Raw genomic sequence first — 25,460 nt, forward strand, 5'->3', positions numbered from 1 at the left:
CGATTTAGACGCGACCAATTGGCTGTTTGGCAACATGACCTTTTTTCTTCAACTCCTCAATATACTTTAATTCATTACGCGCTTTTGCGTCTGAGGGATCAACCTTTAAAACTTTATTAAAATATTGAGTAGCTTCATCCAGTTGATTTAATTCAATCAAACTCACCCCTAAACTGCGTCTTACACTCTGTTGAATTGCCAATCTTTTTTCTTCAGGCTCAAGCAAATACAGATGCTGTTCAGCAGCTTTATAGCTTTCCAATGAGGCTTGCCACTGGTTTTGTGCTTGCTGAATAAAGCCTGCCTCTTTTAAATACACACTATTAAAAGGTGATAGTGTTAAAGCACTTTTTAACTTTACTTGAGCATTCTTTAAATCATTCAATTCAATAAATGCATAAGCGGCTTGAAAGTATAAGTCCGCCCAACAACTTGAAAAAACTCGAATATTTTTTTGCTTTCCTATATCAAGCATCAGGTATAGCAAGGTTTCAGCAGTGCCATTGGCTGCATAGAGAGTATCGTGGCTATTGTTTTGGTATTTTTCAAAATACTGAATTGCAGTCTGTAATGCTGCGATGGCCTGTTGTGGATGCCCCGCATTTAAAGACTGCTTGGCTTTTTCTAAAGCATTGTACGCAATCTTTTCATCGAGTAATTTATTTTGGGTATTTTGAACTTGATCATAATTCTGCCTAGATTTTTGCATAGAATCATCTACGCTCGCATTCTGCGCATATACGGGATATATAGCACTACAGCCAAGCATACTAATGCTGACTAAATATGTTTTTAATGTCATGTTATTTTCTGTTTTATTATTAACTTTAGCTAAAATATAACATAAAAAAACCCACTCAAAAGAGTGGGCTTTGATAAAAACTAAAAATTAGTTCTTTTCTTTATCTACGATTTTGTTGGCTTGAATCCAAGGCATCATCGCGCGTAATTTACCGCCAGTCACTTCAATACCGTGAGCTGCGTTTTGACGGCGACGAGCTGTCATAGATGGATAGTTCAATGCACCTTCTTGGATGAACATCTTCGCATATTCACCTGATTGGATACGTTTAAGTGCATTACGCATCGCTTCACGTGATTGCTCGTTGATCACTTCAACGCCAGTCACATATTCACCGTATTCAGCATTGTTAGATACTGAATAATTCATGTCCGCAATACCGCCTTCAAACATTAAATCAACGATTAATTTAAGTTCGTGCAAGCATTCGAAATAAGCCATTTCAGGTGCATAACCCGCTTCAACAAGCGTTTCATAACCCATTTTAACCAATTCAACAGCACCACCACAAAGTACTGCTTGCTCACCAAATAAGTCAGTTTCAGTTTCTTCACGGAATGAAGTTTCGATGATACCTGTACGACCACCGCCTACACCTGAAGCGTAAGAAAGTGCAACGTTACGTGCATTACCAGAAGCATCTTGATGAATCGCGATAAGATCAGGTACACCTGAACCACGTTGGAATTCTGAACGTACAGTATGACCTGGTGCTTTTGGTGCAACCATGATCACGTCTAAATCTTTACGTGGAACAACTTGGTTATAAAGTACAGCGAAACCATGTGCAAATGCTAAAGTCGCACCTTCTTTGATGTTTGGTTCGATCACGTCACGATAAAGCTGTGATTGAAACTCATCTGGTGTCAAGATCATCACTAAATCAGCTTGAGCAACAGCAGCTGGAACTTCAGCAACTTTAAGGCCTGCATTTTCAGCTTTTTTCCAAGAAGTAGAACCAGCACGTAAACCAACAGTAACGTCTACACCTGAGTCTTGAAGGTTTTGCGCGTGAGCATGACCTTGTGAACCATAACCAATGATCGCTACTTTTTTACCTTGGATGATAGATAAGTCGCAGTCTTTATCATAAAAAATTTGCATTGCTGTCTCCGCTAAAATGCTGTGTTTCCTCTTCCTATCCTGAAGATTATTGTTTTGAATCTTCTAGTCTAAGTCCCTCTCCTATTGCGAGGAGAGGTTATACATGAGGGAATAAAAAATCAAATAATTAATTACTGGTTGAGGTGCAACTAGAGTGAAAGAACCTTTTCACCACGAGCAATACCAGATACACCAGAACGAACAACTTCTAAAATTGTGTTTTCTGCAAGTGCATCAATAAAGCCATCAATTTTTTCAGTTGTACCCGCAATCTGAATGGTATAAGTCGTTGGTGTAACATCAACCACTTGAGCACGGAAGATATCCGCTGTGCGCTTAATTTCAGCACGTGCAGAACCCAATGCTTTGACTTTAATCAGCATCAGTTCACGCTCAATGTGTGCGCCTTCTGACAAATCAACCACTTTAACCACTTCGACCAACTTATTCAGCTGTTTGGTGATTTGCTCAATTTTATGGTCATCACCATAAGTGGTTAATGTCAAACGTGACATGGTTGGATCTTCAGTTGGTGCGACATTTAAAGTTTCAATGTTATAACCACGTTGAGAGAACAACCCCACTAAACGAGAAAGCGCACCAGCTTCGTTTTCAACGAGTACAGAAATAATATGTCTCATTCAGTACGCTCCCCTTTAGACAACCACATATCTTGCATAGATTGACCTGCAATAAGCATCGGATATACATGCTCGGTACGATCAACCATCACGTTAATGAATACACATTTATCGTTAATCGCCATTGCTTCTTTAAGCTTAGATTCAAGCTCATCCGCATGGTCAATCTGGATACCTACATGGCCATAAGCTTCCATCAATTTTGGAAAATCGGGTAATGACTCAACATAAGAACTTGAATGACGTCCTTCATAGTTCATATCTTGCCATTGTTTTACCATCCCCAAAGCACGGTTGTTCAAGCACAGAATTTTCACATTTAAGCCATATTGCTTACATGTAGAAAGCTCTTGGATACACATCTGAATCGATGCTTCACCTGTGATACACACCACTTGTTGATCTGGGAATGCAAGTTTTGCAGCCATGGCATAAGGCAAACCCACACCCATTGTGCCTAGGCCACCTGAGTTGATCCATTGACGTGGACGTTTGTATTTGTAATACATCGCACCAAACATTTGATGCTGACCAACGTCAGAAGTAATGATCGCTTCACCATTGGTTACTTTGTCTAATACTTCAACCACTTGTTGTGGTTTCATCACACCATTTTCACCTGGCGCATAACGCAAACCATGTACTTTGCGCCATTCGTTGATTTGTGACCACCATGCCGAGATATCTTCAGGGTTTGGTTTAGAAACATTCATTTGTTTCAATTGAACCAACATCTCTTGAAGTACTGGCTCTACCGCACCCACAATTGGGATATGCGCCATAATGGTTTTTGAAATCGTCGCTGGGTCGATATCAATATGAATCACTTTCGCGTTAGTACAGAACTTCGCCGGATTATTGGTTACACGGTCATCAAAACGCGCACCGATCGCCAAGATAACATCAGCATTATGCATACTCATATTGGCTTCGTATGTACCATGCATACCCAACATACCCAAGAATTGCTCATCATCGCCTGGGAACGCACCCAAACCCATCAGCGTATTGGTCACTGGGTAATTCAATAAATGCGCCAATTCAGTCAGTAATGCAGAAGCATTGCCTTGAACAACACCGCCACCTGTATAAATCACAGGGCGTTTGGCATTAATCAGCTCATCAATGGCTTTACGAATTTGACCTGAATGACCGCGGTGAGGTGGCTGATAAGAGCGCATCTTCACTTTTTCAGGATATTCATAAGCAAATTTGTCGACAGGATTGGTGACATCCTTCGGAATATCAACCACAACAGGACCCGGACGACCTGAAGCAGCAATATAAAATGCTTTTTTAATAACGGCAGGAATTTCACTTGCATGACGCACTTGGAAACTATGTTTTACGATCGGACGAGAAATACCGACCATATCTGTTTCTTGGAATGCATCTTCACCAATAAGATGGCTGGCAACCTGTCCAGACAAAATCACCATTGGGATTGAGTCCATATAGGCTGTAGCGATTGGTGTTACAGTGTTGGTTGCGCCAGGTCCAGAAGTGACCAGCACTACACCTGTTTTACCCGTCACACGTGAGTAAGCATCTGCCATATGACCAGCAGCTTGCTCATGACGTACGAGGTAATGATTGATTTTATCTTGTTTAAATAGCGCATCATAAATATGTAATACTGCGCCGCCTGGATATCCAAAAACATGTTCAACGCCTTCGTCCGCCAATGCACGAACGAGCATTTCACCACCAGATAAAAGTTCCAACGTATTCACCCTAATCTTTATTCCACAGCGCTATGGGAGACACAGGCCGTGTTTCATTCATTGATTGTGCGCTCTGTTATAGCACACATATTTACTAGTTTTTGCAGCAATAAAAAAATAAATCGTCACGCAGCTGTTTGAGCTGTATGAATCACTGAAATATGTTGGGATAAACATGCTTCGGTAGAGTCATTTTCTCGGCTTAGAGAAAATGTTATTGCTTGCTTTGATATTTTTACTCGAAGGGTGATCGAAAAAAACATCTGAAACTAAAGCAAGCATTTTTGTAGTTTTAGCGAACAAAGTCAAGGTTTCTATCAGGCTTTTTATTGTTTATTTACCAAGCGTTTATTTTTAAAACTATTCCTTTTTTTTGGTTGTCTTATAAATAAAATTTTCAAAGACTTATAAGCCAATAAAATTGCAAAAGAATTATTTAAAATTTTATTTTTCTGTATAAAATAAATACGATTTCTAAAATACCCAGATCAAGCGAAAACAATCCGATGTATATTAGATAGCAGAATGATTTTTCGTTTTCATCTGAATAAAAAATGACTCAAAGGTTTTATAAAATGAAACAACGTCAACGCTTTGCACACACGGCTTTTGTATCGACAATTTTTGCCTTATTCTCTGTGGTTGGGGTCAGCGCCAGTCATGCAAAACAGTATTATAAATGGGTAGACAGCAAAGGCTCTACCCATTACACCACCACACCACCGCCGAAGAATGCGCGTAGCCAAAGCAAGGTGAATACTTATGGCTATCATGGAGATTCAACACCCACCAACTCAGCACCAACAGCTCAGCCGCATACACCACAAAATCAGCCACAAAATGGGCAACCACAAGGTACTCAACCGGTAACCCCAGCACCAGTGGTTAACCCACCGAATACACAACAGCCGAATGTTGTTCCACAAAATGGGCAAAATACACCTATTAGTGTTGCCCCAGTCAATAATTAAATTAAAAGTAAAATCACAAGTTTTTCAGATTTAAAAGCGCGCAAAATTCACTTTTAGATGGATTTTGCGCTATGCTGTGTGCACAGTTTTTTAACCATTATTCTCAAATACATTTATGACTACTCATATTGACCCTGAATATCAAGCAAATGCGATTGAGCCTCAAGTCCAAAAAGACTGGGAAGATCGCAAATCGTTTAAAGTTGCCGACACTGTAGAAGGTCCACGTCGTTATATCCTCTCGATGTTCCCTTACCCAAGCGGCAAACTGCATATGGGTCATGTGCGTAATTATACTATTGGTGATGTGATCAGCCGTTTTCACCGTCTCAAAGGTGAAACTGTGCTACAACCGATGGGTTGGGATGCTTTCGGCTTACCTGCTGAAAATGCAGCGATTGCCCATCAAGTTGCGCCAGCAAAGTGGACCTTTGAAAACATTGCATATATGCGCGATCAATTGAAGAAACTTGGTCTATCTGTCGACTGGGATCGCGAATTTGCCACCTGTACACCAGAGTATTACCACTGGGAACAATGGTTATTTGTACAGCTCTATAAAAAAGGCTTGATTTATCGCAAGCTGTCTACAGTAAACTGGGATCCTGTAGACCAAACTGTTCTTGCAAATGAACAAGTTGAAAATGGACGTGGTTGGCGTTCAGGTGCATTGGTAGAAAAACGTGATATTCCAATGTATTACTTCCGTATTACCGATTATGCACAAGAATTATTAGACGATTTAGATACCTTAAAAGACGGTTGGCCACAACAAGTTTTAACCATGCAACGCAATTGGATTGGTCGTTCAACGGGTATGGACATTACCTTCCCGTCGGCAAATCCTGAAATTTATGCAGATGGTTTAACGGTTTATACCACACGTGCCGATACCTTGATGGGGGTAACTTATGTTGCGGTTGCAGCTGAACATCCTCTAGCGCTCAAAGCTGCTGCGATTCAATCTGAAGCAGGCAAGCCAGAACTTGCTGCCTTTATTGAAGAATGTCGTATGGGTTCTGTTGCAGAAGCGGATCTTGCGACTGCTGAGAAAAAAGGCATGGCAACAAGTTTATCTGTTAAACACCCTGTTACGGGTCAAGATATCCCTGTTTGGATCGCAAACTATGTATTGATGTCATATGGTTCAGGCGCGGTGATGGCCGTTCCAGCACATGATGAACGTGATTTTGAGTTTGCCAATAAATTCAACTTACCAATCAAACAAGTCATTGATGCCAAAGGCTCAGATGATGCTGAATACTCTGCGTCTGAATGGCAGGAATGGTACGGTTCTAAAGAAGGTAAATTGGTCAATTCAGCTGAATTTGACGGTTTAGACTTCCAAGCTGCTTTTGATGCATTCCTAAGTAAATTAGAACCACAAGGTCTTGCCAGCGCTAAAGTTCAATTCCGTTTACGTGACTGGGGAGTTTCTCGTCAACGTTACTGGGGTTGTCCAATTCCGATGATCAACTGTGACAAGTGTGGTCAAGTCACTGTTCCAGAAGATCAACTGCCAGTTGTTCTTCCAACAGATGTGGTTCCAGATGGTTCAGGTAATCCTTTAAATAAAATGCCTGAATTTTATCAAACAAAATGCCCAAGCTGTGGTGGTGATGCACGTCGTGAAACCGATACTTTGGATACCTTTGTAGAGTCATCTTGGTATTATGCACGTTATGCTTCTCCTGATTTCACGGGTGGTTTGGTTAAACCTGAAGCTGCAAAATCTTGGTTGCCTGTAAACCAATATATTGGTGGTGTAGAGCATGCCATCCTACATTTACTTTATGCACGTTTCTTCCATAAACTTATGCGTGATGAGGGTGTGGTACAAGGCAATGAACCATTTACCAACTTACTCACTCAAGGTATGGTTTTAGCGGATACCTTCTATCGTGAAGCGGAAAGTGGCAAAAAAACTTGGTTTAATCCTGCGGATATTGAGTTAGAAAAAGACGAGAAAGGTCGTGTACTTTCTGCTAAATATTCAGGTGATGGTCAAGACGTTGTGGTTGGTGGTCAAGAGAAAATGTCGAAATCGAAAAATAACGGTATCGACCCACAAGCGATTATTGACCAATACGGCGCAGATACTGCACGTGTATTTATGATGTTTGCTGCACCACCAGATCAATCTTTAGAATGGTCTGATGCGGGTGTCGAAGGCGCAAACCGTTTCTTAAAACGTGTATGGCGTTTAGTTGCAGGCTTCCTTGAAAAAGGCAACCATGCAACAGCAATTGATGCTTCGAAACTTTCTACTGAAGCGCAAGATCTACGTCGTAAAACTCATGAAACGATTCAAAAAGTGGGTGATGACATCGAACGTCGTCATGCATTCAATACTGCGATTGCAGCTTTGATGGAATTGCTCAATGCCAGCAATAAGTTTGAAGCAAAAGATGACAACGATGTTGCTGTAGCACGTGAAGCAATTACCACTTTACTGACTTTACTTGCACCATTTGCACCACACTTAAGTCAGACCTTATTGACTAAGTTTGATATCGATTTAACTTCGGTACTGTTCCCTACGGTTGATGAGTCTGCATTAACACGTAATACACAAACCATCGTAGTTCAAGTCAATGGTAAGCTTCGTGGCAAGTTAGAAGTCTCTGTTGATGCATCGAAAGATGAATTATTGGCATTGGCTAAAGCATTGCCTGAGGTTCAACAATTCTTAACGGGGCCAACCAAGAAAGAAATTGTGGTTCCAAATAAACTTGTGAATTTGGTGGTTTAAAAAGCTTTTAAGCCTCCCTTTCTAAAAGGGAGGTTTGGAGGGATTTTATGAAAAAAATCTCCCCTAACCCCTCTTTAAAAAGAGGGGGACTAAATGCAATAAACAAAACCCAAACAAAGCCCGTTGTCATTCAACGGGCTTTGATTCTAAAATGGCGTGAATTTATAAAGATTAAATATTCCATATCCAATGGAATTTCATGAGGACAAAGCATGCATTTAGTTCAACGTGTTGCTGCAGTTGTATTAACTTTGGGTCTGAGTGCGGGCTTAGTAGGTTGTGGCTTTCATTTAAAGGGCACCAATGCCCAAGCAACGCCTTTGGTTTACACCAAATTACAACTGGTGTTACCAGCGAATACTGAAGATCTTGAAAAGAAACTCAGTGTTTATTTAACCGCGACAGGTGTCCAACTGAGTAATTCAAGTGATGCTTATGTATTACGAGTATTAGACTACAAACCCGTTCGTCATGAGTTAAATGGTAAATTGGTAGAAACACTACTCCGTCTAAGTGTTACTTTCCAGATTGAAGATAAACAAGGGAATCCGATTACTGAACCTCGAACCTTAAATGCATCTCGTAGTTATCAATATGATGTTGCAACGGTCAACACAGATGATCAACAATATAAATATCTGAGCCAAATTTTGATTGATGACATTGCACAACAAATGTCGCGTCAAATTGCAGCCAACCGCTTACCTAAAGCACGTACTCTTTCGAACCAACCTGTAGCGCAATAATTCTATGAAACTTGACTATTTACAAGCCCTTAAACGTGTTGATGAAGCGCGAGGTGTTTGGATTTTACATGGTCAAGAACCACTTCTAGAACAAAACCTACTCGATGTTTTAAGAAAAAGCTGGGCAAAACATGAAGTAGAAAGACAACGCTATGATCTCAATAGCGTTTCCGACTGGAAAAATGTCTTTAATGCTTTGAATAGCTTATCTTTATTTTCTCAAAATCTGGCACTTGAAGTCCATGGTAATATCAAACCCGATGCCAATGGACTCAAACAACTCAAACACTATATTCAACATAATGAACACAACTTGCTTGTGATCATTATGCCCAAACAAGACTCAAGTAGTCTAAAGTCAAGTTTCTTTCAAACAGTTGAAGCCAATGGTGTTGTGATTGCTTTAACCGCAAATTACCCGCAAGACCGTCAACGAATATTGTCAATCGAAGCAGATCAGCTCGGTGTCCAATTAAATCAAGATGCCTGGATCTGGCTTGAACAACATCATGAACATAATCTTTTGGCTGCCAAAAACAGCCTGATGCGTGTTGCCGATACCTTCCCAGATCAAAAACAGATTTCAATTGAACATTTACAAGAATGTTTACAGGATCAATCACGTTATAGCACCTTTGATTTAAGTGATGCATTGATTGCTGGAAACTTGGCACTTTCGATTAAAATTTTCCAATATCTTGTGGAGTCAGGCGAACCCAACAGTTTAATTTTATGGACAATTAGTAAAGAAATGCGTCTTTTGATGCAGTTGTATGAACAACCACAAAATGCCTTACAGCTCGGCATTTGGAAAACCAAGATTTCATTGTATCAACAAGCACTTAGACGCTTAAATCCACATTCATTTTTAACTTGGCCACAACTTTTATTGCGTGTAGATGCTGCAATCAAAGGACTCAGCAAAGAAAGTCCAGAACATATCATTCAACAATGTATTGCTGAGTTGTGTGGAAAAACTTTATTTATCAATGCTTAGATAGATATTATACAGAATAATTCTCATTTCCATTTATTTTAAAAAATTCACGCTTTATCCTTATTTAATCATTATAATTTGATCAATTTTTCTCTCAGCCCAATTATCGCTATGCCAAAAATAAAACCAGCCAAAGCCATTCTTATAGCGGTTTGTCTTGCCATCATTGCCGCAATCGCATGGTACGTATTAAAGCCTAAAAATACACAACCGCAGTATATAACCTCAGAAGTCACACGTGGTGATATTGAAGATGCAGTTCTTGCAACAGGTGATTTAGAAGCAACCAAGATGGTGAGCGTTGGTGCGCAGGTTTCAGGTCAAGTTAAAAAAATGTACGTCAAGCTGGGTGACCAAGTTAAACAAGGTCAACTGATTGCACAAATTGATTCAGTGCGTCAAAGCAACGATTTAAAAACGGCTGAAGCCAATATTAAAAATCAACAGGCTCAGTTGACAACCAAACAGGCGACTTTAGCCAAAGCTGAGGCAGAATATAACCGCCAAAAAAATATGTTTGCACAAGATGCAACCTCTAAAGCAGATTATGACAGTGCCTTAGCGGCATTTAAAACAGCACAAGCTGATATTGCTTCGATGGATGCACAAATTGAACAATCCAAGCTTACACTTGCAACATCACAAGAAAACTTAGGTTATACCCGTATTGTTGCTCCTATGGATGGTACCGTGGTAGCCATTGTGACCGAAGAAGGTCAAACGGTAAACGCCAACCAAAGTGCACCAACTATTGTGAAACTTGCAAAATTGGACACTATGACCATCAAGGCACAAGTGTCTGAAGCAGATGTCATGAAAGTTCAAGAAGGTCAAAAAGTTTATTTCACCACACTGGGTGACAGTGAGAAAAAACGCTATGCAACACTGCGTCAAGTAGAGCCTGCACCAGAATCAATTAATACTGAAACATCAAGCAATTCATCTTCCTCATCATCAAGTACAGCGATTTATTATAATGCCCTATTCGATGTACCAAACGATGACGGTAAACTCCGAATTGATATGACCGCACAGGTGTATATCATTTTGGCTGAAGCCAAAAATGCACTGACTGTTCCTGCTGCGGCATTACAGTCTTCAAACCGCCCACAACGTGCCAATAAATCCGCAAATGGCGCATCTGCTGCAAATTCAACTCGTTCAGCATCTGCACCTCAAGGTCAAGCAAATAAAAATGGACAAAATGCTGCTGATCGACCAGAACGCCTTGAACTCACAGCAGATGAAAAGACTTTGATTGATCAAGGTAAAGCTTCGGTTTCGATTGTTCGTGTTTTACAGGCGGATGGTAGTGCTCAACGTAAACAAGTTTTAATTGGTTTAAATAACCGTGTAACCGCCCAAGTGCTGCGCGGCCTCAATGAAGGTGATCAAGTTGTACTAGCAGATGGTTCAGATACATCCAATGACTCTGCAAAACGAAGCAATAAAAACAGTGGCCCAATGAGACTCTAAGCATGGATCAGAACAATCATCAGATCAAACCTCTACTTGAGGTCAGTAATCTGATTCGTGAGTTCCCTGCGGGTGAATCCACTATTCAGATTTTAAAGAGTATTAACCTTAAAATTTACCCCGGTGAACTGGTTGCTATTGTAGGGCAATCTGGTTCGGGTAAATCGACATTGATGAATATCTTGGGCTGTCTTGATCAACCCACATCAGGCAGTTATCAAGTCAATGGACGTGAAACAGGTCAACTTGAACCCGATGAACTCGCGCAATTACGTCGTGAATATTTTGGCTTTATTTTCCAGCGTTATCACTTACTGGGTGATTTAAATGCCGCAGGAAACGTTGAAGTTCCAGCGATTTATGCTGGTATGGATCCGAGTGTGCGTCAAAAGCGTTCACATGAAATCTTGACTGACTTAGGACTCGGTGAAAAAACTGAAAACCGTCCAAATCAGCTTTCGGGTGGACAACAACAGCGGGTTTCGATTGCACGTGCTTTGATGAATGGTGGTGATGTCATCCTTGCGGATGAACCCACTGGTGCACTAGATAAGCACAGTGGTGTTGAGGTTATGCGTATTTTGCGTGAGCTCAATGCCAAAGGTCATACCATTATTCTGGTTACCCATGATATGAATGTAGCAAAAAATGCGACACGTATCATTGAAATCAGTGATGGTAACATCATCGCGGATAAGCCAAATGTTCCCGAACATGATGATGAGATTGATGTTGTTGTCGATCCAGAACCTAAGTCGAATCGTAAAAAGTCATCTAAATGGCGTTCTGCATTAGATCGTTTTGCAGAAGCCTTCCGTATGGCATTGCTGGCAATGAATGCCCACCGTATGCGTACCTTTTTAACCATGCTGGGTATTATTATCGGGATCGCATCTGTGGTTTCGGTGGTGGCTTTAGGTAATGGCTCACAAAAGCAAATTCTTGATAACATCAGCAGTTTAGGTACCAATACCATTACCGTCTTTCAGGGACGTGGCTTTGGCGACAACTCGAAAACAGCACAGTTTAAAACCTTGGTTCCAGCAGATGCTGACGCACTCTCAGAGCAACCGTATGTCGAAGCAGTCAGTCCAACAGTCAATAGTAGCGTAACAGCACGTTTTAAAGACACTGAAGCTTCAGCAACCGTCAATGGTGTCAGTGCGGATTTCTTCTATGTGCGTGGCATGACCTTTAAATCTGGGCAAGCTTTTGATAAAAACAGTATCACTGGGCGAGCGCAGGATGTGGTGATTGATGCCAATACTGAAAAGACTTTCTTTGCAGATGGCACTAACCCTGTAGGGCAAGTGCTGTTATTGGGGAGTGTTCCAAGCCGAATCATTGGTGTGATTGATGCACAGCAAGGCTTTATGGGCAACTCAGACAGTCTCAATGTTTATCTGCCTTATTCAACCGTCATGAGCCGAATGTTAGGACAATCCAATGTCCGTAGCATCATCGTGCGTATTAAAGATGAATATCCAACTGCGGTTGCTGAAAATGCCATTTTAAGTTTGTTGGAACAACGTCATGGCGCACAAGATGTCTTTACTCAAAACTCTGACAGTATTCGTCAAACCATTGAACAGACCACACAAACTATGACTTTACTGGTTTCAGCTATTGCGGTGATTTCATTGGTTGTCGGTGGTATTGGGGTAATGAACATCATGTTGGTGTCGGTGACCGAGCGTACCCAAGAAATCGGTGTGCGTATGGCTGTAGGTGCTCGGCAAAGTGACATTCTGCAACAGTTCCTGATCGAAGCTGTTTTGGTATGTATTTTGGGCGGTATCTTAGGGGTCCTGCTCTCTTTAGGCATTGGACAGTTAATTGGACATATTGCGAAAGGCAGTTTCCAAATGGCGTATTCAAGCACCTCAATCATTGCGGCATTTGTATGTTCAACCTTGATTGGTGTGGTATTTGGATTTATCCCAGCTCGCAATGCAGCACAGCTCAATCCTGTTGATGCACTTTCGCGTGAATAACCGAAGAATAAGGAAATTATTAATGCAAATGAATTTAAGCAAACTTGCAAGTGCCTTGATTCTTGGGAGTTCATTGGTCGGTTGTGCGGCTGTGGTTAAAACCCCATACGAGGCCCCTGCTGTGCAAATTCCAAATGGTTTTGTTTATGACAATGCAAAATCTAAACACGTACAGGCAGATTTATATGCAGATCAGTGGTGGACCTTATTTGGTGATGCTCAGTTAAATCAACTGGTCAATCAAGTAATTCAACGTAATGCTGATTTGGCTGTTGCAGGGATTAACTTACAAACAGCCCGTTTAAGAGCTGGCTTAGCGCGTGACCAACAAGGTCCTCGTGTTAATTCAGGGGTATCTACGGGACATAGCTTTGACCTTCATTCAGGTGATGATGCTGCCAAGGGTGTATCTCTCAGTGCGGGTGTCAGTTATGAAGTGGATTTGTTTGGAAAATTAGCACGTCAAACTGAAGCATCGAAGTGGGAATCTTTAGCCACTGAACAAGACTTACAAGCGACTGGGCAGACCTTAATTGCCACAACCGCAAATTTATATTGGCAATTGGGTTATTTAAATGAACGCTATAGCTCTGCCCAACAAAGCCTAGCTGCTACTCAAAAAACCTTTGAATTGGTGCGTACTCAATATCGTGCTGGCGCTGTTTCAGGACTAGATTTGACCCAAGCTGAGCAATCGGTACAAAGCCAAAAAGCCAGTTTAAGCCAAATTGAACAGCAACGTGTTGAAACACGTACCGCTTTGGCAGTGTTATTACAAATACCTGTGCAACAGTTAAATATTCAAGAACCACAGCAATTACCGCAGATCAGTCTGCCCAATATCTCAGCGGGTTTACCGGCAGATATTTTGTCGCGCCGTCCTGATTTAAAAGCAGCCGAATTGCGTTTACGTGAATCTTTGGCGACCAAAGATGCCACCAAAGCCAGCTATTATCCTTCAATCAGTTTGACGGGGAATTTAGGTTCAACCAGCACATCATTGACAAATTTATTGAAAAATCCTGCACTGACTTTAGGCGCAAGCTTAAGCCTGCCGTTTTTACAATATAATGATATGCAAAAGAATTTAAAGATCAGTGAACTGGACTATGAAAAAGCCATTGTTCAATATCGCAATACCTTGTACCAAGCTTTTGCGGATACTGAAAATGCATTGTCGAATCGTACTGAGCTAGATAAACAAGTCGCCTTTCAACAAAAGAACTTGGAACTTGCGGAAAAAACAGAACGTTTAACCAATGTACGTTACCGTAATGGTGCAATTGCTTTAAAAAATGTTTTGGATGCTCAAGAAACCACGCGTAGTGCTCTTTTGTCTTTAGTCCAAGCAAAGCAAAGCCAATACAATGCTTATGTCACTTTGATGCAAGCTTTGGGTGGTAGTCCGATTAAGCAATTACCTTAAGAATGTGTTGAGATAAGAAAGCCCTGAGGGGCTTTTTTTTCATGCTATGTTTTCTTTTTGGGTCAATACCCTACTATTCTTATAAGCTGGGTATTGCAAATTGCCATTTATCATATTTAACCCATTAATATAATTAAAGATAAAAATTAATTTTAATCTTTTTATTTATCTTTCACGCTAAAGAAACCAAATTTTAAATTGTCTTTTGCTCTCACTATATATGGATCATTTTCATCTACGGAATTATCTTTTTTAAGCTGTTCACTCCAATAAAATGGTTTTGAAAAAAGAACTGTGATTCGTCGTCCAAAGAACCGAATAAATTCAGGTATGGCAAAAATAAGCGCATAGAGTGGTGTCTGAAAATGATTGATAAACACGGTTTGCCAACTTTGCTTAAAGGATTCTTTTTTCTCTTGAATATCATAACAATATGTTAATTTACTTTTATAATCTTGCTCAGGATCATCTATCCCTTTTCTGTAGTACAGTGGTTCAGGCCCCTGTTCTACATAAGTTTTTATAAATAGTAAAAAGCCTTCTATATAGTCTTTATGAATATTGGGTGTACCCAACTGTATATCATGTTTTATCACTTCACCATCAAGTATATAGGCATGTAACTCATATAGCGGTAGCCCCACTACACCTTGTGATTGAACGATATCAAAATAAAGATCACTTAATTTTAATTGCAGGATTTCATTACTTTTACTGAAAGTTATTTCTTTGTTCTTCCTATTTAGAATTATAGAGTTGTATAGAGGTTTAAGGAGTTCACTCCTTATCAATGGCTGAAGCATCGTTAGAAGAATATATAAGCTTGCAATAAAAATAGATATGGCTCCAAACCACATAATATAATCTATTTCACCATAATCAAAAAAAATCAAATATATAAAGAAAATACTCATTACAAGTACGGGGATACCCATTAATAAAGAATAAATAAATGACTTTCCAATCCAAATATACTCTTTATTAATAAATTCTATAAATGTCGAATTCATCTGAATAACAGAAAAGTTATGATTGATCACACGTTTGAGTTCAAAAGTATCGAGTTTAAAGAGTTGATACTTCTTTACACTTTCTCCAACTTTTGTACGAGGAACGAAATACCATGGATTTTTCATTTATCTTTCATCTCAAACATACTAAATTCAAAGTTGTCTTTAAAGCTAATTTCCTCTGGTCGTTCTTTTTCCATTTTATTTTTAAGGATGACCTCTTTATGCCATATAGGTAGAGGCTTTATATTAAGCAATATTCGTCTTGCAATAAAATTACACACGTCAAAAGGATAGGAAAATAAAGCAGGAACCCAGTTATCATGATAAATGATTCGAAATGACTTCCATGTATCTCGATAACTTTCTTTTGCACCACTGACCTGCTGACAAAATGTCAATTGAGTAAAAGGGTCTATCGTTCCATACATCGGATTAGGCTTGGGATACAATTCTTCTGGTCCTTTATGCATAAAATGACAAATAAATGACCATAAGCCTTGGGTATTACTCCAACCAATCATAGGAAAGCCAATGACAAAACTATGTTTTAACAGACCATGTTCAACAATATGCGCTCTAAGTTCTCTTAAGGTAAATCCAGAAAGCCCAAAGCTTGTACCCATCACATAAACAACATCTTTCCAATCTCGTTCTATATACTCAGCATCAGTTAAATAAAAAAATACTTTGCCTGTTTTTCGGTTAAATAAAATCGGTTTACAAATAGATTTTTTATGATCATGCTTAAAGTATGGACTCAAAAAACCATATAATGTAAAAAACAATAAGAATAAATAAATAAATACAATAAATATATATAAGAAAACACCTTCATTATAAAATGGTTTAACCAACATGTAGACCAAGCAACCAATTATAAAAAATATTAAAGGTGATATAAAAACTAAAAGACTTATTCCTTTTCCTAACCTCGCATAAGATTGATCTATAAGTTCAATATAATCATCATTCATGCTTAGAAAAGACCAGTTATGATTACGTTTGAATTCATCATAGGGAGATAAAAGTACATCACCTTTATCTAATTTGGAAAAAGGTATATTTTCTTTAAAAACATCATAACCAAACGAATGTTTTTTAATTTTACTTTTCATTATGCAACCATGTTTACTTATACTTCCAAATATTAAGCTCAAAAAAATATAATTTTCATTTTAATCATTAAAAATCAAAGCGCTGTAGCGCTTTATCATTTATCTTTCATCTCAAACATACTAAATTCAAAGTTGTCTTTAAAGCTAATTTCCTCTGGGCGTTGTTGTTCCATTTTATTTTTAAGGATAACCTCTTTATGCCATATAGGTAGAGGCTTTATATTGAGCAATATTCGTCTTGCAATAAAATTACCAAGATCAAAAGGGAAGGAAAATAACGCAGGAACCCAGTTATCATGATAAATGATTCGAAATGACTTCCATGTATCTCGATAACTTTCTTTTGCTCCAATGACCTGTTGGCAAAACGTTAATTGCGTAAACGGGTCTATTGTTCCATACATCGGATTAGGCTTTGGATATAATTCTGCTGGTCCTTTATGCATAAAATGGCATATAAATGACCATAAACCCTGTGTACGGAATATACCCATCATCGGAAAGCCAATGACAAAAGTATGTTTTAACAGACCATCTTCAACAATATGTGCTCTCAGTTCTCTTAAAGGTGCGCCTGAAAGACCAAAGCTATTCCCCATCACATAAACAACATCTTTCCAATCTCGTTCGATATACTCAGCTTCAGTTAAATAAAAAAACACCTTGCCTGTTTTTCGGTTGAATAAAATTGGTTTACAAACTGCCTTGTTGTAGTCATATTTAAAAAAAGGGTCTAAAAATGCATAGAGTGGTAAAAAAAAGATAATCAACCCTGAAATTACGACAAATATTGAAAAAGAAATAGACTCTTTAGAACTCCCACCAAGTGAAAAATATAAATATAGAATATAAAATATTAAAAATAATATAGGAGAACATAATACTAAAAGACTGATTCCTTTTCCTAACCTCGCATAAGATTGATCTATAAGCTCTATATAATTATTATTCATCCTTAGAAAAGACCAGTTATGATTGCGTTTAAATTCATCATAGGGAGATAAAAGTACATCACCTTCATCTAATCTAGAAAAAGGTATATTTTCTTTAAAAACATCATAACCAAACGAATGCTCTTTAATTTTACTTTTCATCATGTACCCATTTTACTGATGCTTCCAAATATTATGCTCACAAAAAATATAATTTTATTTTTAGAGATCAAAGCGCTTGCGCGCTTTATCATTTGTCTTTCACACTAAAAAAACCAAATTTCAAATTGTCTTTTGCTGTCACAATATATGGATCATTTTCATCTACGGAATTATCTTTTTTAAGCTGTTCACTCCAGTAAAATGGTTTTGAAAAAACAACTGTAATTCGTCGCCCAAAGAATCTAAAAAACTCAGGTATAGCGAAAAAAATTGCAAATAATGGCGTCTGAAAATGATTAATAAATACGGTTTGCCAGCTTTGACTGAATGGTTCATTTTTCTCTTGAATATCATAGCAATAAGTTAATTTACTCAGAACTTCTTGCTCAGGATCATCTATTCCTTTTCTGTAATATAGTGGTTCCGGACCTTGTTCTACATAAGTTTTAATAAATAGTAAAAAACCTTCTATATGATCTTTATGAATATTCGGTGTCCCTAACTGTATATCATGTTTTATCACTTCACCATCAAGTACATAGGCATGTAACTCATGTAGCGGTAGTCCCACTACACCTTGTGATTGAACGATATCAAAATACAAATCGTCTAATAAAAACTGAGAGGTGCTGTTCCCATCGGAACATACGGTCATGGTCTTTTTTTGTCTATTTATTACGACTGGTAAATAAAGGGGCTTTAAAAAGTCAATTTTTAAGAAAGGAATTAACATAGTTAAAAGCATATATAATGAAATAAGAAAAACAAATATCAATGAAATTAAAAAACCTAATAAATCACCAATACCATCTTTTAAAAATAGATAACCACCGAATAAAACTAATAGGACAAAAGGAATACCAAAAAAAGATAAAAAAATTAATTTCTTTCCTTTCCATACGTAATTTCTATTTGTTAATTCAATAAAGTTAGAATTCATCTGAATAACAGAAAAGTTATGATTGATCACACGTTTGAGTTCAAAAGTATCTAGCTTAAAAATTTGATACTTTTTTACTCTTTCTTCCACTTTAGTACGAGAAACAAAATACCATGGGTTTTTCATTTAAATAGTCCATTTAGAGCTGATAGTTGTGTTTCATATTTTCCAAAAGAAACCATCCCTTCGTTAGGATTTCCCAAAAAACTTTTCCGCAACCATTTTTGTAATTCTTTTTCTCTTTTATAAAGCGCATAAATTGCAAAACCAATACTTAATGCTAATAGTATTAATCCTATTGGATGGGTTGCCAAACCAAGCATAATAAATAGTGATGAACCAACCATTGTTAATCCACTTAAAAATAGAAATGAACCATAAGTTCGTTCTCCACTTTTAAAACTATTCCACCCATTAATCATATCGAATACACCAAAAACAGCACCTACTAATGTACCTAATGTTCGCCAACCCAAATGCTTCATAGTTGTAGCATTGGCTAAGTCTTTTGAGAATGAAATTAGCTTAGTATTTTGTAAGGGTCCTACAGCTATCTTTCTTTCAAAATATTTACTAAGCATCATAGATGTACCTTCTACTAATGCCATCCCTACACCAACTAAAGAAGCAGCTTTACGGCCACCCTTTTCTGAACCACTTAAATTTTGATCAGTCCAAACTGTATACATGGCAAGTGACTGGAAAACGAAGTTTCCTGTAGCAACCAGATGCTCAAATGATATTTTTTTATCTGTAAATACGTTTACGGGAATTTCTGTTTCGATTTTAAGCTTATTAGAGGTATTTACTTCATTTGGAACAGCATCACTTGAATAATTCCCCAATAACATGCTGGATATAGTATTAATAAAATGTGCTTTTTCTCTAGGTAAATTTTGAGTGCTAACATCAAGATAAGGCAAATTAATTCTTAATTTTTCCCGAGAAGCATTCCAAAGTGGATCATTGGCTATTTTACTAAGCATACTATCTCTACTGATCTTAACATCTGCTCCAAATGTATCTTTATAATATGCAATCAATAAGTCAGCGAGTTTATTATTGAATTGAGAAACATTTTTCGCCTGAATAATTCCTTCCTTAACTGGTGCTTGCGTGTAGCCTCCTAGCATTATGGTGAGAGGATTCAATTGATTAGGATGAAGTTCGATTCCACGCATAGCGACAGGAGATAAATGCAAAACAAACTGACTTATTGAACTTTGTAAATATGCTATTTCAAAAGAATTCAATGATGAAATTACTGAATTCGTGCGAGAAATTAAATCTCCCCATGGAATTGTAGATAAGTTTGAGTAGTTAATATAGCTTGATACACTATTTTTAATATCAGAAGAACTACAGCATAATGTATCAGAAATCAAACTTTTATTATCTGAAATTAAGTAAAGCTGTTTTACAAAATAGTCTAAACATTTAGGTAAAGCTTTACAAAACTCAAGAATAGAGGAACTCAACTCATAATTACCTGACAAAGATTTTGGATTATCTCTTTCTGTAACATAAAAATAGTGTTCATTTATAATATTATTTATAAATAATTTTAATGCCCACTCATCCAATGAATCAATTTTTTTAGATTTCTGATCATCTTTTTCATTTTTTGATTTAATTGCATCTGAGTAAATTTTATCATTTAAACAGCTTTGATAGTTTTTATTCCAATCTTGTAGTTTATATTTTTGTTGATTTGCTTTATCTCTAATTTCTTCTTCTGCGATCTGTTCAGGTGTTTTTTTCTTCTGCATTTGTTCTTTTAGATATTTTCCAAATTCATTCGATAATTGCTCAGAAGGATCTAAAAAAATAGGATCTTTATTAATTTCAGCTTTTTCAGCTTCTGTAAAATAAATATCTTTATTTATTCCAAATGCTAATTTAAGTCCTTCAACGTCAAGTAAAGTTTTTTCTTGATCTGTATATACTGAAGTATCTTCCAATACAGATAGTGCATTAGAAGCAATATCTTGAATTATACCGACATAATCATCCAAACAAAAAATTGCACCTGTAAATAATCTCGTTTTTTTATTATCAGATAAAATATCTTTTAATTCTGTTACTTCATAATTATCATACTTATTAATTACTGATGAATCTTCATCATTATCAATAGCTTCTGATGAGCAAATCTTAAAACTCAAATAATCAAAGATCTGATTATAATGATTTTCAAAATTAGTTGATACATTACTCAAAGTCCACGGGGTTTGAAGATATGCGCTAGACTTATTAGAATCTAAAAATACATATTGCTCTAAATTGTAATTTTTTATTAAGTTTAAGTTTTGCTCTGTGATGGGAAATTGACGATCATCATTCCCCATACCATTTAAATATGCTTTTACATTGAATACATTCATATTTTTTTTGTATTTATTTTTGTTCTCAACCTTTTTATCTTTACTCCATTTTACTTCTGAATATTTCATATAAATTTCAGTTGCTTCAGAGGCCTTTGGGATTGTAATCATGAGCGCTCTTGCACGATGAACTGTTTTACTACAAGGTTCTTTACTTTGTGAGTTGCTGATCGTTTCAGAGAAATAATCATTATTATCAATTCTTTTTAAAAAGCCCTGTTGAGATATTTCATATTCATGCCACTTATCCATATGTTTCATAAATACATATAAATATCCAGCTCTTAAAGTAGTAAGTCCATAAGCATATCCTTCTGAAGGAACTATACTATTAATACTTTCAAAACAAGATTTAGCGCTCCGACTTGCTGAAACTGTTATTGTTCGGAGTGGTTCGGTAGGTTTTGGTTTACCACTACCTTCAATATAAGTCCCTCGCGCTTTATAAAAATCATTCCTTTTTTTACGAAATTCAAGTTCGCTATTTATTTTCTTCTTTTCATCACTTATATCTTGTAATTCAGGATCATTTTTTTTATAAGTTGACAAAATCGTATCATTTTGAGTATTTCCTGGATAAGTTCCCTTTTTTGTTACAACAACATATCTAGCCAATAATAACTGTAGCCCTTCATCTCTCTTACAAAAATCACAAGGATATTCTTGATTATCAGTAGTCATACATCACCTTATTTTTTAAATTTTCATCATCAATATTTTGTTTTTTAAAAAAATCATCCCACTCAGACGTTGAAAGCTGTTTGCTTGCCTGTTCATAGCCTTTGGGACTTTCTGTTAAACGTTGAAAAAAGTGGGTTTCAAGAAAGCTTTCACCGATTAAATCTGCATGAAAAATGGATGCTACAGCATCATCCTTGGTCAAAATCCCTTTATTTTTTATTAAGTCTGCATAATTAAAAATCTGACTAACTTTTAAAAAGTATGCTGGCAGGTCGTCAGTCTTGAATTTTAACTTTTCAAATACTCTGTTGTTTACACTGATTTTTTCCAATAAATCATGATCAGGCTGTTGAATAAAATCCCCCTCAGATCCAGCGTCAAAGCACAATGTTTCATTTAAGAAATTAAATTCAATATTTTTAAAATATTTATTGATCCATAAAAAATCCTGACTCTCAAAATAATTGAGTAGCATCCAAATTTTCGGATCAAAAAACCGATACAAATACTTCTTAGTGCCTACTTCATAGACTAAATTTTGTTTTAAGTGATTAACAATATCAGGTTCTCGAGTTGGAACACTTTTAAACGTCATTAGAAAAAAAGGTGAAAGCCCCGCTTTGATCTGATTTTGATCATGTTGCTTTATTTCATCAACAAGCGAAGCACCGACTGAATTTAAACGCAATAAATACGGAAAAACATGCTGTACATTCTTCGCATAATCAGGTGCTAAAGACTTAAGTTGAGCTTCCACTTCATAAAAATATTGCGCATTTAGATTCGGGTCAATAATGACGTAATCATACTCAATCACCTCTTTTGGATGTATAGGCTCTAATAACATTATGAAAGCTCCACAGAAGCATCACCTTTTGCCGCAGCACCAGAAACACGCATTTCACAAATAGGAAGCTGAGGAATGTCTGAATTAATCTTCGCACCACTGGTAAACTTCTGTTGCCCCGACTTCACCTGAAACAAACCACCTGTAGTTGAAAATACCCCTGAACCATTAATCTTTAATTCAGAACCATCACCAATCAACTTAATCTCTTTCGGACTAATGATATAAACCGCGTCTTCGGTCGAAATGATTTGAATCCCTTTGCGTGCAATCACATCTGCACCACCATCTTGAGCTTGAAGTTCAACTTTACCTTTCCCTGCAAACAACCTTGCCCCTTCCTGTGCCGCAAAAAGACTGATCTTAGCACTGGCATGCCCAATCAAAGCCTTTTGTGTACTTAGGTTGATACTGTCGCCTGCGGTATGACTGATTTGCCCATCTGCTGAAAGATGAATATCTTCGTTACTGGCAAGTGCAATCGAATTAGGTGAAGCCAACATCATCACCGCAGACTTAAATGCATCTGCTTTTTTCGGATCTTGTTGGTCTAGTGTATTAATAAATCCTTTTATTCTTTCCAACACTTCCAAAGGATCAATTTGCTGATTCTTGGCAACTTCACTTAAGGCTTTAGAATTATTTAGACTGCTTTCTAACTGACTTTTCGCTGCTGTTGCATCGAGATGGTTACCTGAGGCCGAATCTTGAGCATGTGTACTCAGTAGTAGACCTTGCCCTGCACGCACTGCTCCCCATTGATCTGTTCTTAGTTCAAAGCCTTCACCTCGTCCTTCACTGGTCTCGGTTTCTTTAGGATGACTTAGATTACCAAGGTTAAGTTGACTCGTGCCGTGACTGCTTTGTAGCTGGCTGCTGATTTGCTCTGTGGTATCGTCAAATCTAAGCTGACCATAGCCACTGCCTTTAACTTCCCGACTTTTGATCCCTGCCAGTTTTTTGGTGTCAGGTAATTGGCCTTTGTCATCAAATTTCGTTGGACTTCGTTGCGCTTCATGGATACGCCCCACCACAAATGGTCGATCGATATTGCCATCAAAGAAATCTATCACGACAATCTCACCAATCCTCGGTAAGAACCGCGCACCATAGCCTTCACCTGCCCACGGGGTCAGTACATCCACCCAAGCGGAATCAGTGTCGTTGTCATTGCTCCCTGCACCACCATCATGACTATGATCTTCATTGCGGGTAAATAGGAAGCGAACTTTAATACGTCCCCATTCATCGACATGAATTTCCTCTCCACTTGGCCCAACCACTTTGGCACGTTGTGGATGGGTACTTGGACGGTGTTGTAGTGGGTGGTATTCAGGAACAGTGGTGATATTACGGCGTTGTAGCACCAATTGATTGGCTTGGCGTTCATCACTGTTGCTGTTGTCTGCTTTATTTTCATTTACCCAGTTGCTTTGTTGGAGCAAGCGATTGATTTGTTCACTCAGATCTTTGGGTAAGTTGTTCTGGTTATAGAATGTCTTTGACGTGATCAGAAATTCTTTGTCTGAGCAACTGTGTTGGTCTATTTCTGGGTGTTCATTCAATTCAAACCAGTAACCTACTTGCGCATCACGTACAGTGGAGTTGGCAACAAATTGCTTGGATTGAGCATCATAGTAATGACTGAGGTTTTGGTTGATCTTTTCAATCTGATTGTTATTTGACGCGGTTGCTTGATCTTCACCATTCAGGTCTTGAATCCATGCTGGACTAATATGCCAAGTTTGTTCTAAACCGAGACTGGCATTGTTTTGGTTTTGACTGTGTTGGTGTTTGCTTTGAACACTGCCTGCACCCTCTTCTTGTTCTAACACATCTGCTTGCCAGCGTTGTACGTGGACAGCAGTGGGTTGTAAGCTACGTTGCCCGATAAAGCTGGTGATGCTGTCTTGTTGCTCTGTGGCACTGCTGCGATGGAAGCGGATCTTTCTTCGTTCTAGTGCTTTGTATTCACTGTTATCATCCACCAAGCGCAGTTTTTGCGGCTGAATTTGAGTCGCAGAACTAGGTACAATCAATTGTGCTTCATCAATCAACCAGTTGATCCCTTCACTGCGCATCAAGCGGCTTAAAAATGCATAGTCGCTTTCGTTACTCTGCATAATGAATGGTCGGATATCGTAATCTTTTTTAAGACCACTTTTATCGAGACTTAGACTCGATGCAAAGAGTGGGCTTTTGTCTTGCCATTCTTTAAACAGCGTTTCTATGACTTGCACAACCGACTTATTCATAAACACTCGGCTGTTACGGCGTTTATGCCACAGTGAAGTGGCATCTTCGAGTTTGAGTTTATATAGCGTTAGTGCGCCATCACTCTGCCCTTGTGCGGCCTCAGTAATCACTCCTGTGCTACGAAACAGTTGCCCATGATCTGTGACTTGATCAATGGCCACTTGGCTACCGATGAATTGTTTAAGGGGAATCGTTGCTGAAGTGGCAAGGCAAATCAGTTCAACAGACACACCTTGGTTTAAACCATGTTGTCCATCGATACGTTGTAAGAAGACTTGAGCAGTCAAATCAGGATTGCTAAATTGGATATGCAAGGCTCGTTTTTGCGCAGTCAATCCAAGGTGTTGCAGAGCCGAAAATATATTGGCAAAATTCATTTTTTTATCAAACTTAAAATAATATTAATATTTATGAATATTTAATCAAAAAAAACGATTGAATCCTAGTTTATTGATCGGTTAATTTTTTAAAATTTGTAAAAAAACCTCAATATTCAC

The 25,460-nt window shown here is 37.9% G+C and carries 18 protein-coding genes; 7 read left to right on the forward strand and 11 right to left on the reverse strand.

What is annotated here, in order from left to right; translation table 11 throughout:
- Positions 1-4: 4 nt before the first annotated feature.
- From ACZ5QH_RS20040 to ACZ5QH_RS20055, 4 genes are all read right to left on the reverse strand, one after another.
- A complete protein-coding gene (locus tag ACZ5QH_RS20040) occupies positions 5-802 on the reverse strand; it encodes a tetratricopeptide repeat protein (RefSeq protein WP_034612319.1) in 798 nt (265 codons plus the stop codon).
- Positions 803-889: 87 nt separating this feature from the next.
- Complete coding sequence (gene ilvC / locus ACZ5QH_RS20045; RefSeq protein WP_004725869.1) at positions 890-1,906, reverse strand: ketol-acid reductoisomerase; 1,017 nt, start codon at positions 1,904-1,906, stop codon at positions 890-892.
- Positions 1,907-2,055: 149 nt separating this feature from the next.
- A complete protein-coding gene (gene ilvN / locus ACZ5QH_RS20050; protein WP_004725868.1) occupies positions 2,056-2,547 on the reverse strand; it encodes an acetolactate synthase small subunit in 492 nt (163 codons plus the stop codon).
- On the reverse strand, positions 2,544-4,271 hold the full coding sequence (locus tag ACZ5QH_RS20055; protein WP_034612315.1) for an acetolactate synthase 3 large subunit: 1,728 nt from the start codon (positions 4,269-4,271) through the stop codon (positions 2,544-2,546). The genes ilvN and ACZ5QH_RS20055 overlap by 4 nt, the downstream gene beginning before the upstream one ends.
- A gap of 575 nt (positions 4,272-4,846) precedes the next feature.
- Between ACZ5QH_RS20055 and ACZ5QH_RS20060 the strand changes: the two genes are divergently transcribed.
- The 7 genes from ACZ5QH_RS20060 (at position 4,847) to ACZ5QH_RS20090 (ending at position 14,633) form a co-directional block, all read left to right on the forward strand.
- Positions 4,847-5,242 carry a DUF4124 domain-containing protein gene (locus tag ACZ5QH_RS20060; RefSeq protein WP_004816974.1) on the forward strand — a complete coding sequence of 132 codons (396 nt, stop codon included), beginning with the start codon at positions 4,847-4,849 and terminating at the stop codon, positions 5,240-5,242.
- A 115-nt stretch (positions 5,243-5,357) separates the two neighbouring features.
- Positions 5,358-7,994, forward strand: a complete 2,637-nt coding sequence (gene leuS / locus ACZ5QH_RS20065) for a leucine--tRNA ligase (RefSeq protein ID WP_303577395.1) — start codon at positions 5,358-5,360, stop codon at positions 7,992-7,994.
- A 212-nt stretch (positions 7,995-8,206) separates the two neighbouring features.
- Complete coding sequence (locus ACZ5QH_RS20070; RefSeq protein WP_234624052.1) at positions 8,207-8,740, forward strand: LPS-assembly lipoprotein LptE; 534 nt, start codon at positions 8,207-8,209, stop codon at positions 8,738-8,740.
- Between the two features lie 4 nt (positions 8,741-8,744).
- Positions 8,745-9,737 (forward strand): DNA polymerase III subunit delta, encoded by a 993-nt coding sequence (gene holA, locus ACZ5QH_RS20075; RefSeq protein ID WP_303577396.1) that lies wholly within the window; start codon positions 8,745-8,747, stop codon positions 9,735-9,737.
- A 111-nt stretch (positions 9,738-9,848) separates the two neighbouring features.
- Positions 9,849-11,213: a MacA family efflux pump subunit gene (locus ACZ5QH_RS20080; protein ID WP_004816969.1), complete on the forward strand. Its 1,365-nt coding sequence runs from the start codon at positions 9,849-9,851 to the stop codon at positions 11,211-11,213.
- 2 nt (positions 11,214-11,215) lie between these two features.
- The gene (locus ACZ5QH_RS20085) at positions 11,216-13,207 is read left to right on the forward strand and encodes a MacB family efflux pump subunit (RefSeq protein ID WP_244014131.1); all 1,992 of its coding nucleotides are present in this window, start codon (positions 11,216-11,218) and stop codon (positions 13,205-13,207) included.
- 22 nt (positions 13,208-13,229) lie between these two features.
- Positions 13,230-14,633: an efflux transporter outer membrane subunit gene (locus tag ACZ5QH_RS20090; RefSeq protein WP_004816966.1), complete on the forward strand. Its 1,404-nt coding sequence runs from the start codon at positions 13,230-13,232 to the stop codon at positions 14,631-14,633.
- 161 nt (positions 14,634-14,794) lie between these two features.
- On the opposite strand, the gene ACZ5QH_RS20095 is transcribed toward ACZ5QH_RS20090, so the two are convergent.
- The 7 genes from ACZ5QH_RS20095 to ACZ5QH_RS20125 all read right to left on the reverse strand — a co-directional run bounded on the left by ACZ5QH_RS20095 (position 14,795) and on the right by ACZ5QH_RS20125 (position 25,340).
- A complete protein-coding gene (locus ACZ5QH_RS20095) occupies positions 14,795-15,769 on the reverse strand; it encodes a hypothetical protein (protein ID WP_004816964.1) in 975 nt (324 codons plus the stop codon).
- Positions 15,766-16,761, reverse strand: a complete 996-nt coding sequence (locus tag ACZ5QH_RS20100; protein WP_303577397.1) for a DUF6708 domain-containing protein — start codon at positions 16,759-16,761, stop codon at positions 15,766-15,768. The genes ACZ5QH_RS20095 and ACZ5QH_RS20100 overlap by 4 nt, the downstream gene beginning before the upstream one ends.
- Before the next feature lie 95 nt (positions 16,762-16,856).
- Positions 16,857-17,855, reverse strand: coding sequence for a DUF6708 domain-containing protein (locus tag ACZ5QH_RS20105; RefSeq protein WP_035370590.1), 999 nt, complete (start codon positions 17,853-17,855; stop codon positions 16,857-16,859).
- A gap of 88 nt (positions 17,856-17,943) precedes the next feature.
- Positions 17,944-18,921 carry a hypothetical protein gene (locus tag ACZ5QH_RS20110; RefSeq protein WP_004816957.1) on the reverse strand — a complete coding sequence of 326 codons (978 nt, stop codon included), beginning with the start codon at positions 18,919-18,921 and terminating at the stop codon, positions 17,944-17,946.
- Complete coding sequence (locus ACZ5QH_RS20115; protein WP_464016762.1) at positions 18,918-21,860, reverse strand: toxin VasX; 2,943 nt, start codon at positions 21,858-21,860, stop codon at positions 18,918-18,920. The genes ACZ5QH_RS20110 and ACZ5QH_RS20115 overlap by 4 nt, the downstream gene beginning before the upstream one ends.
- Entirely contained in the window at positions 21,850-22,707 is an 858-nt protein-coding gene (locus tag ACZ5QH_RS20120; RefSeq protein WP_004816952.1) for a hypothetical protein, read from the reverse strand. The genes ACZ5QH_RS20115 and ACZ5QH_RS20120 overlap by 11 nt, the downstream gene beginning before the upstream one ends.
- Complete coding sequence (locus ACZ5QH_RS20125) at positions 22,707-25,340, reverse strand: type VI secretion system Vgr family protein (RefSeq protein ID WP_303577399.1); 2,634 nt, start codon at positions 25,338-25,340, stop codon at positions 22,707-22,709. Before ACZ5QH_RS20125 ends, ACZ5QH_RS20120 begins: the two co-directional genes overlap by 1 nt.
- Between the last annotated feature and the right edge of the window lie 120 nt (positions 25,341-25,460).

This window comes from Acinetobacter sp. Ac8, from assembly GCF_055392545.1.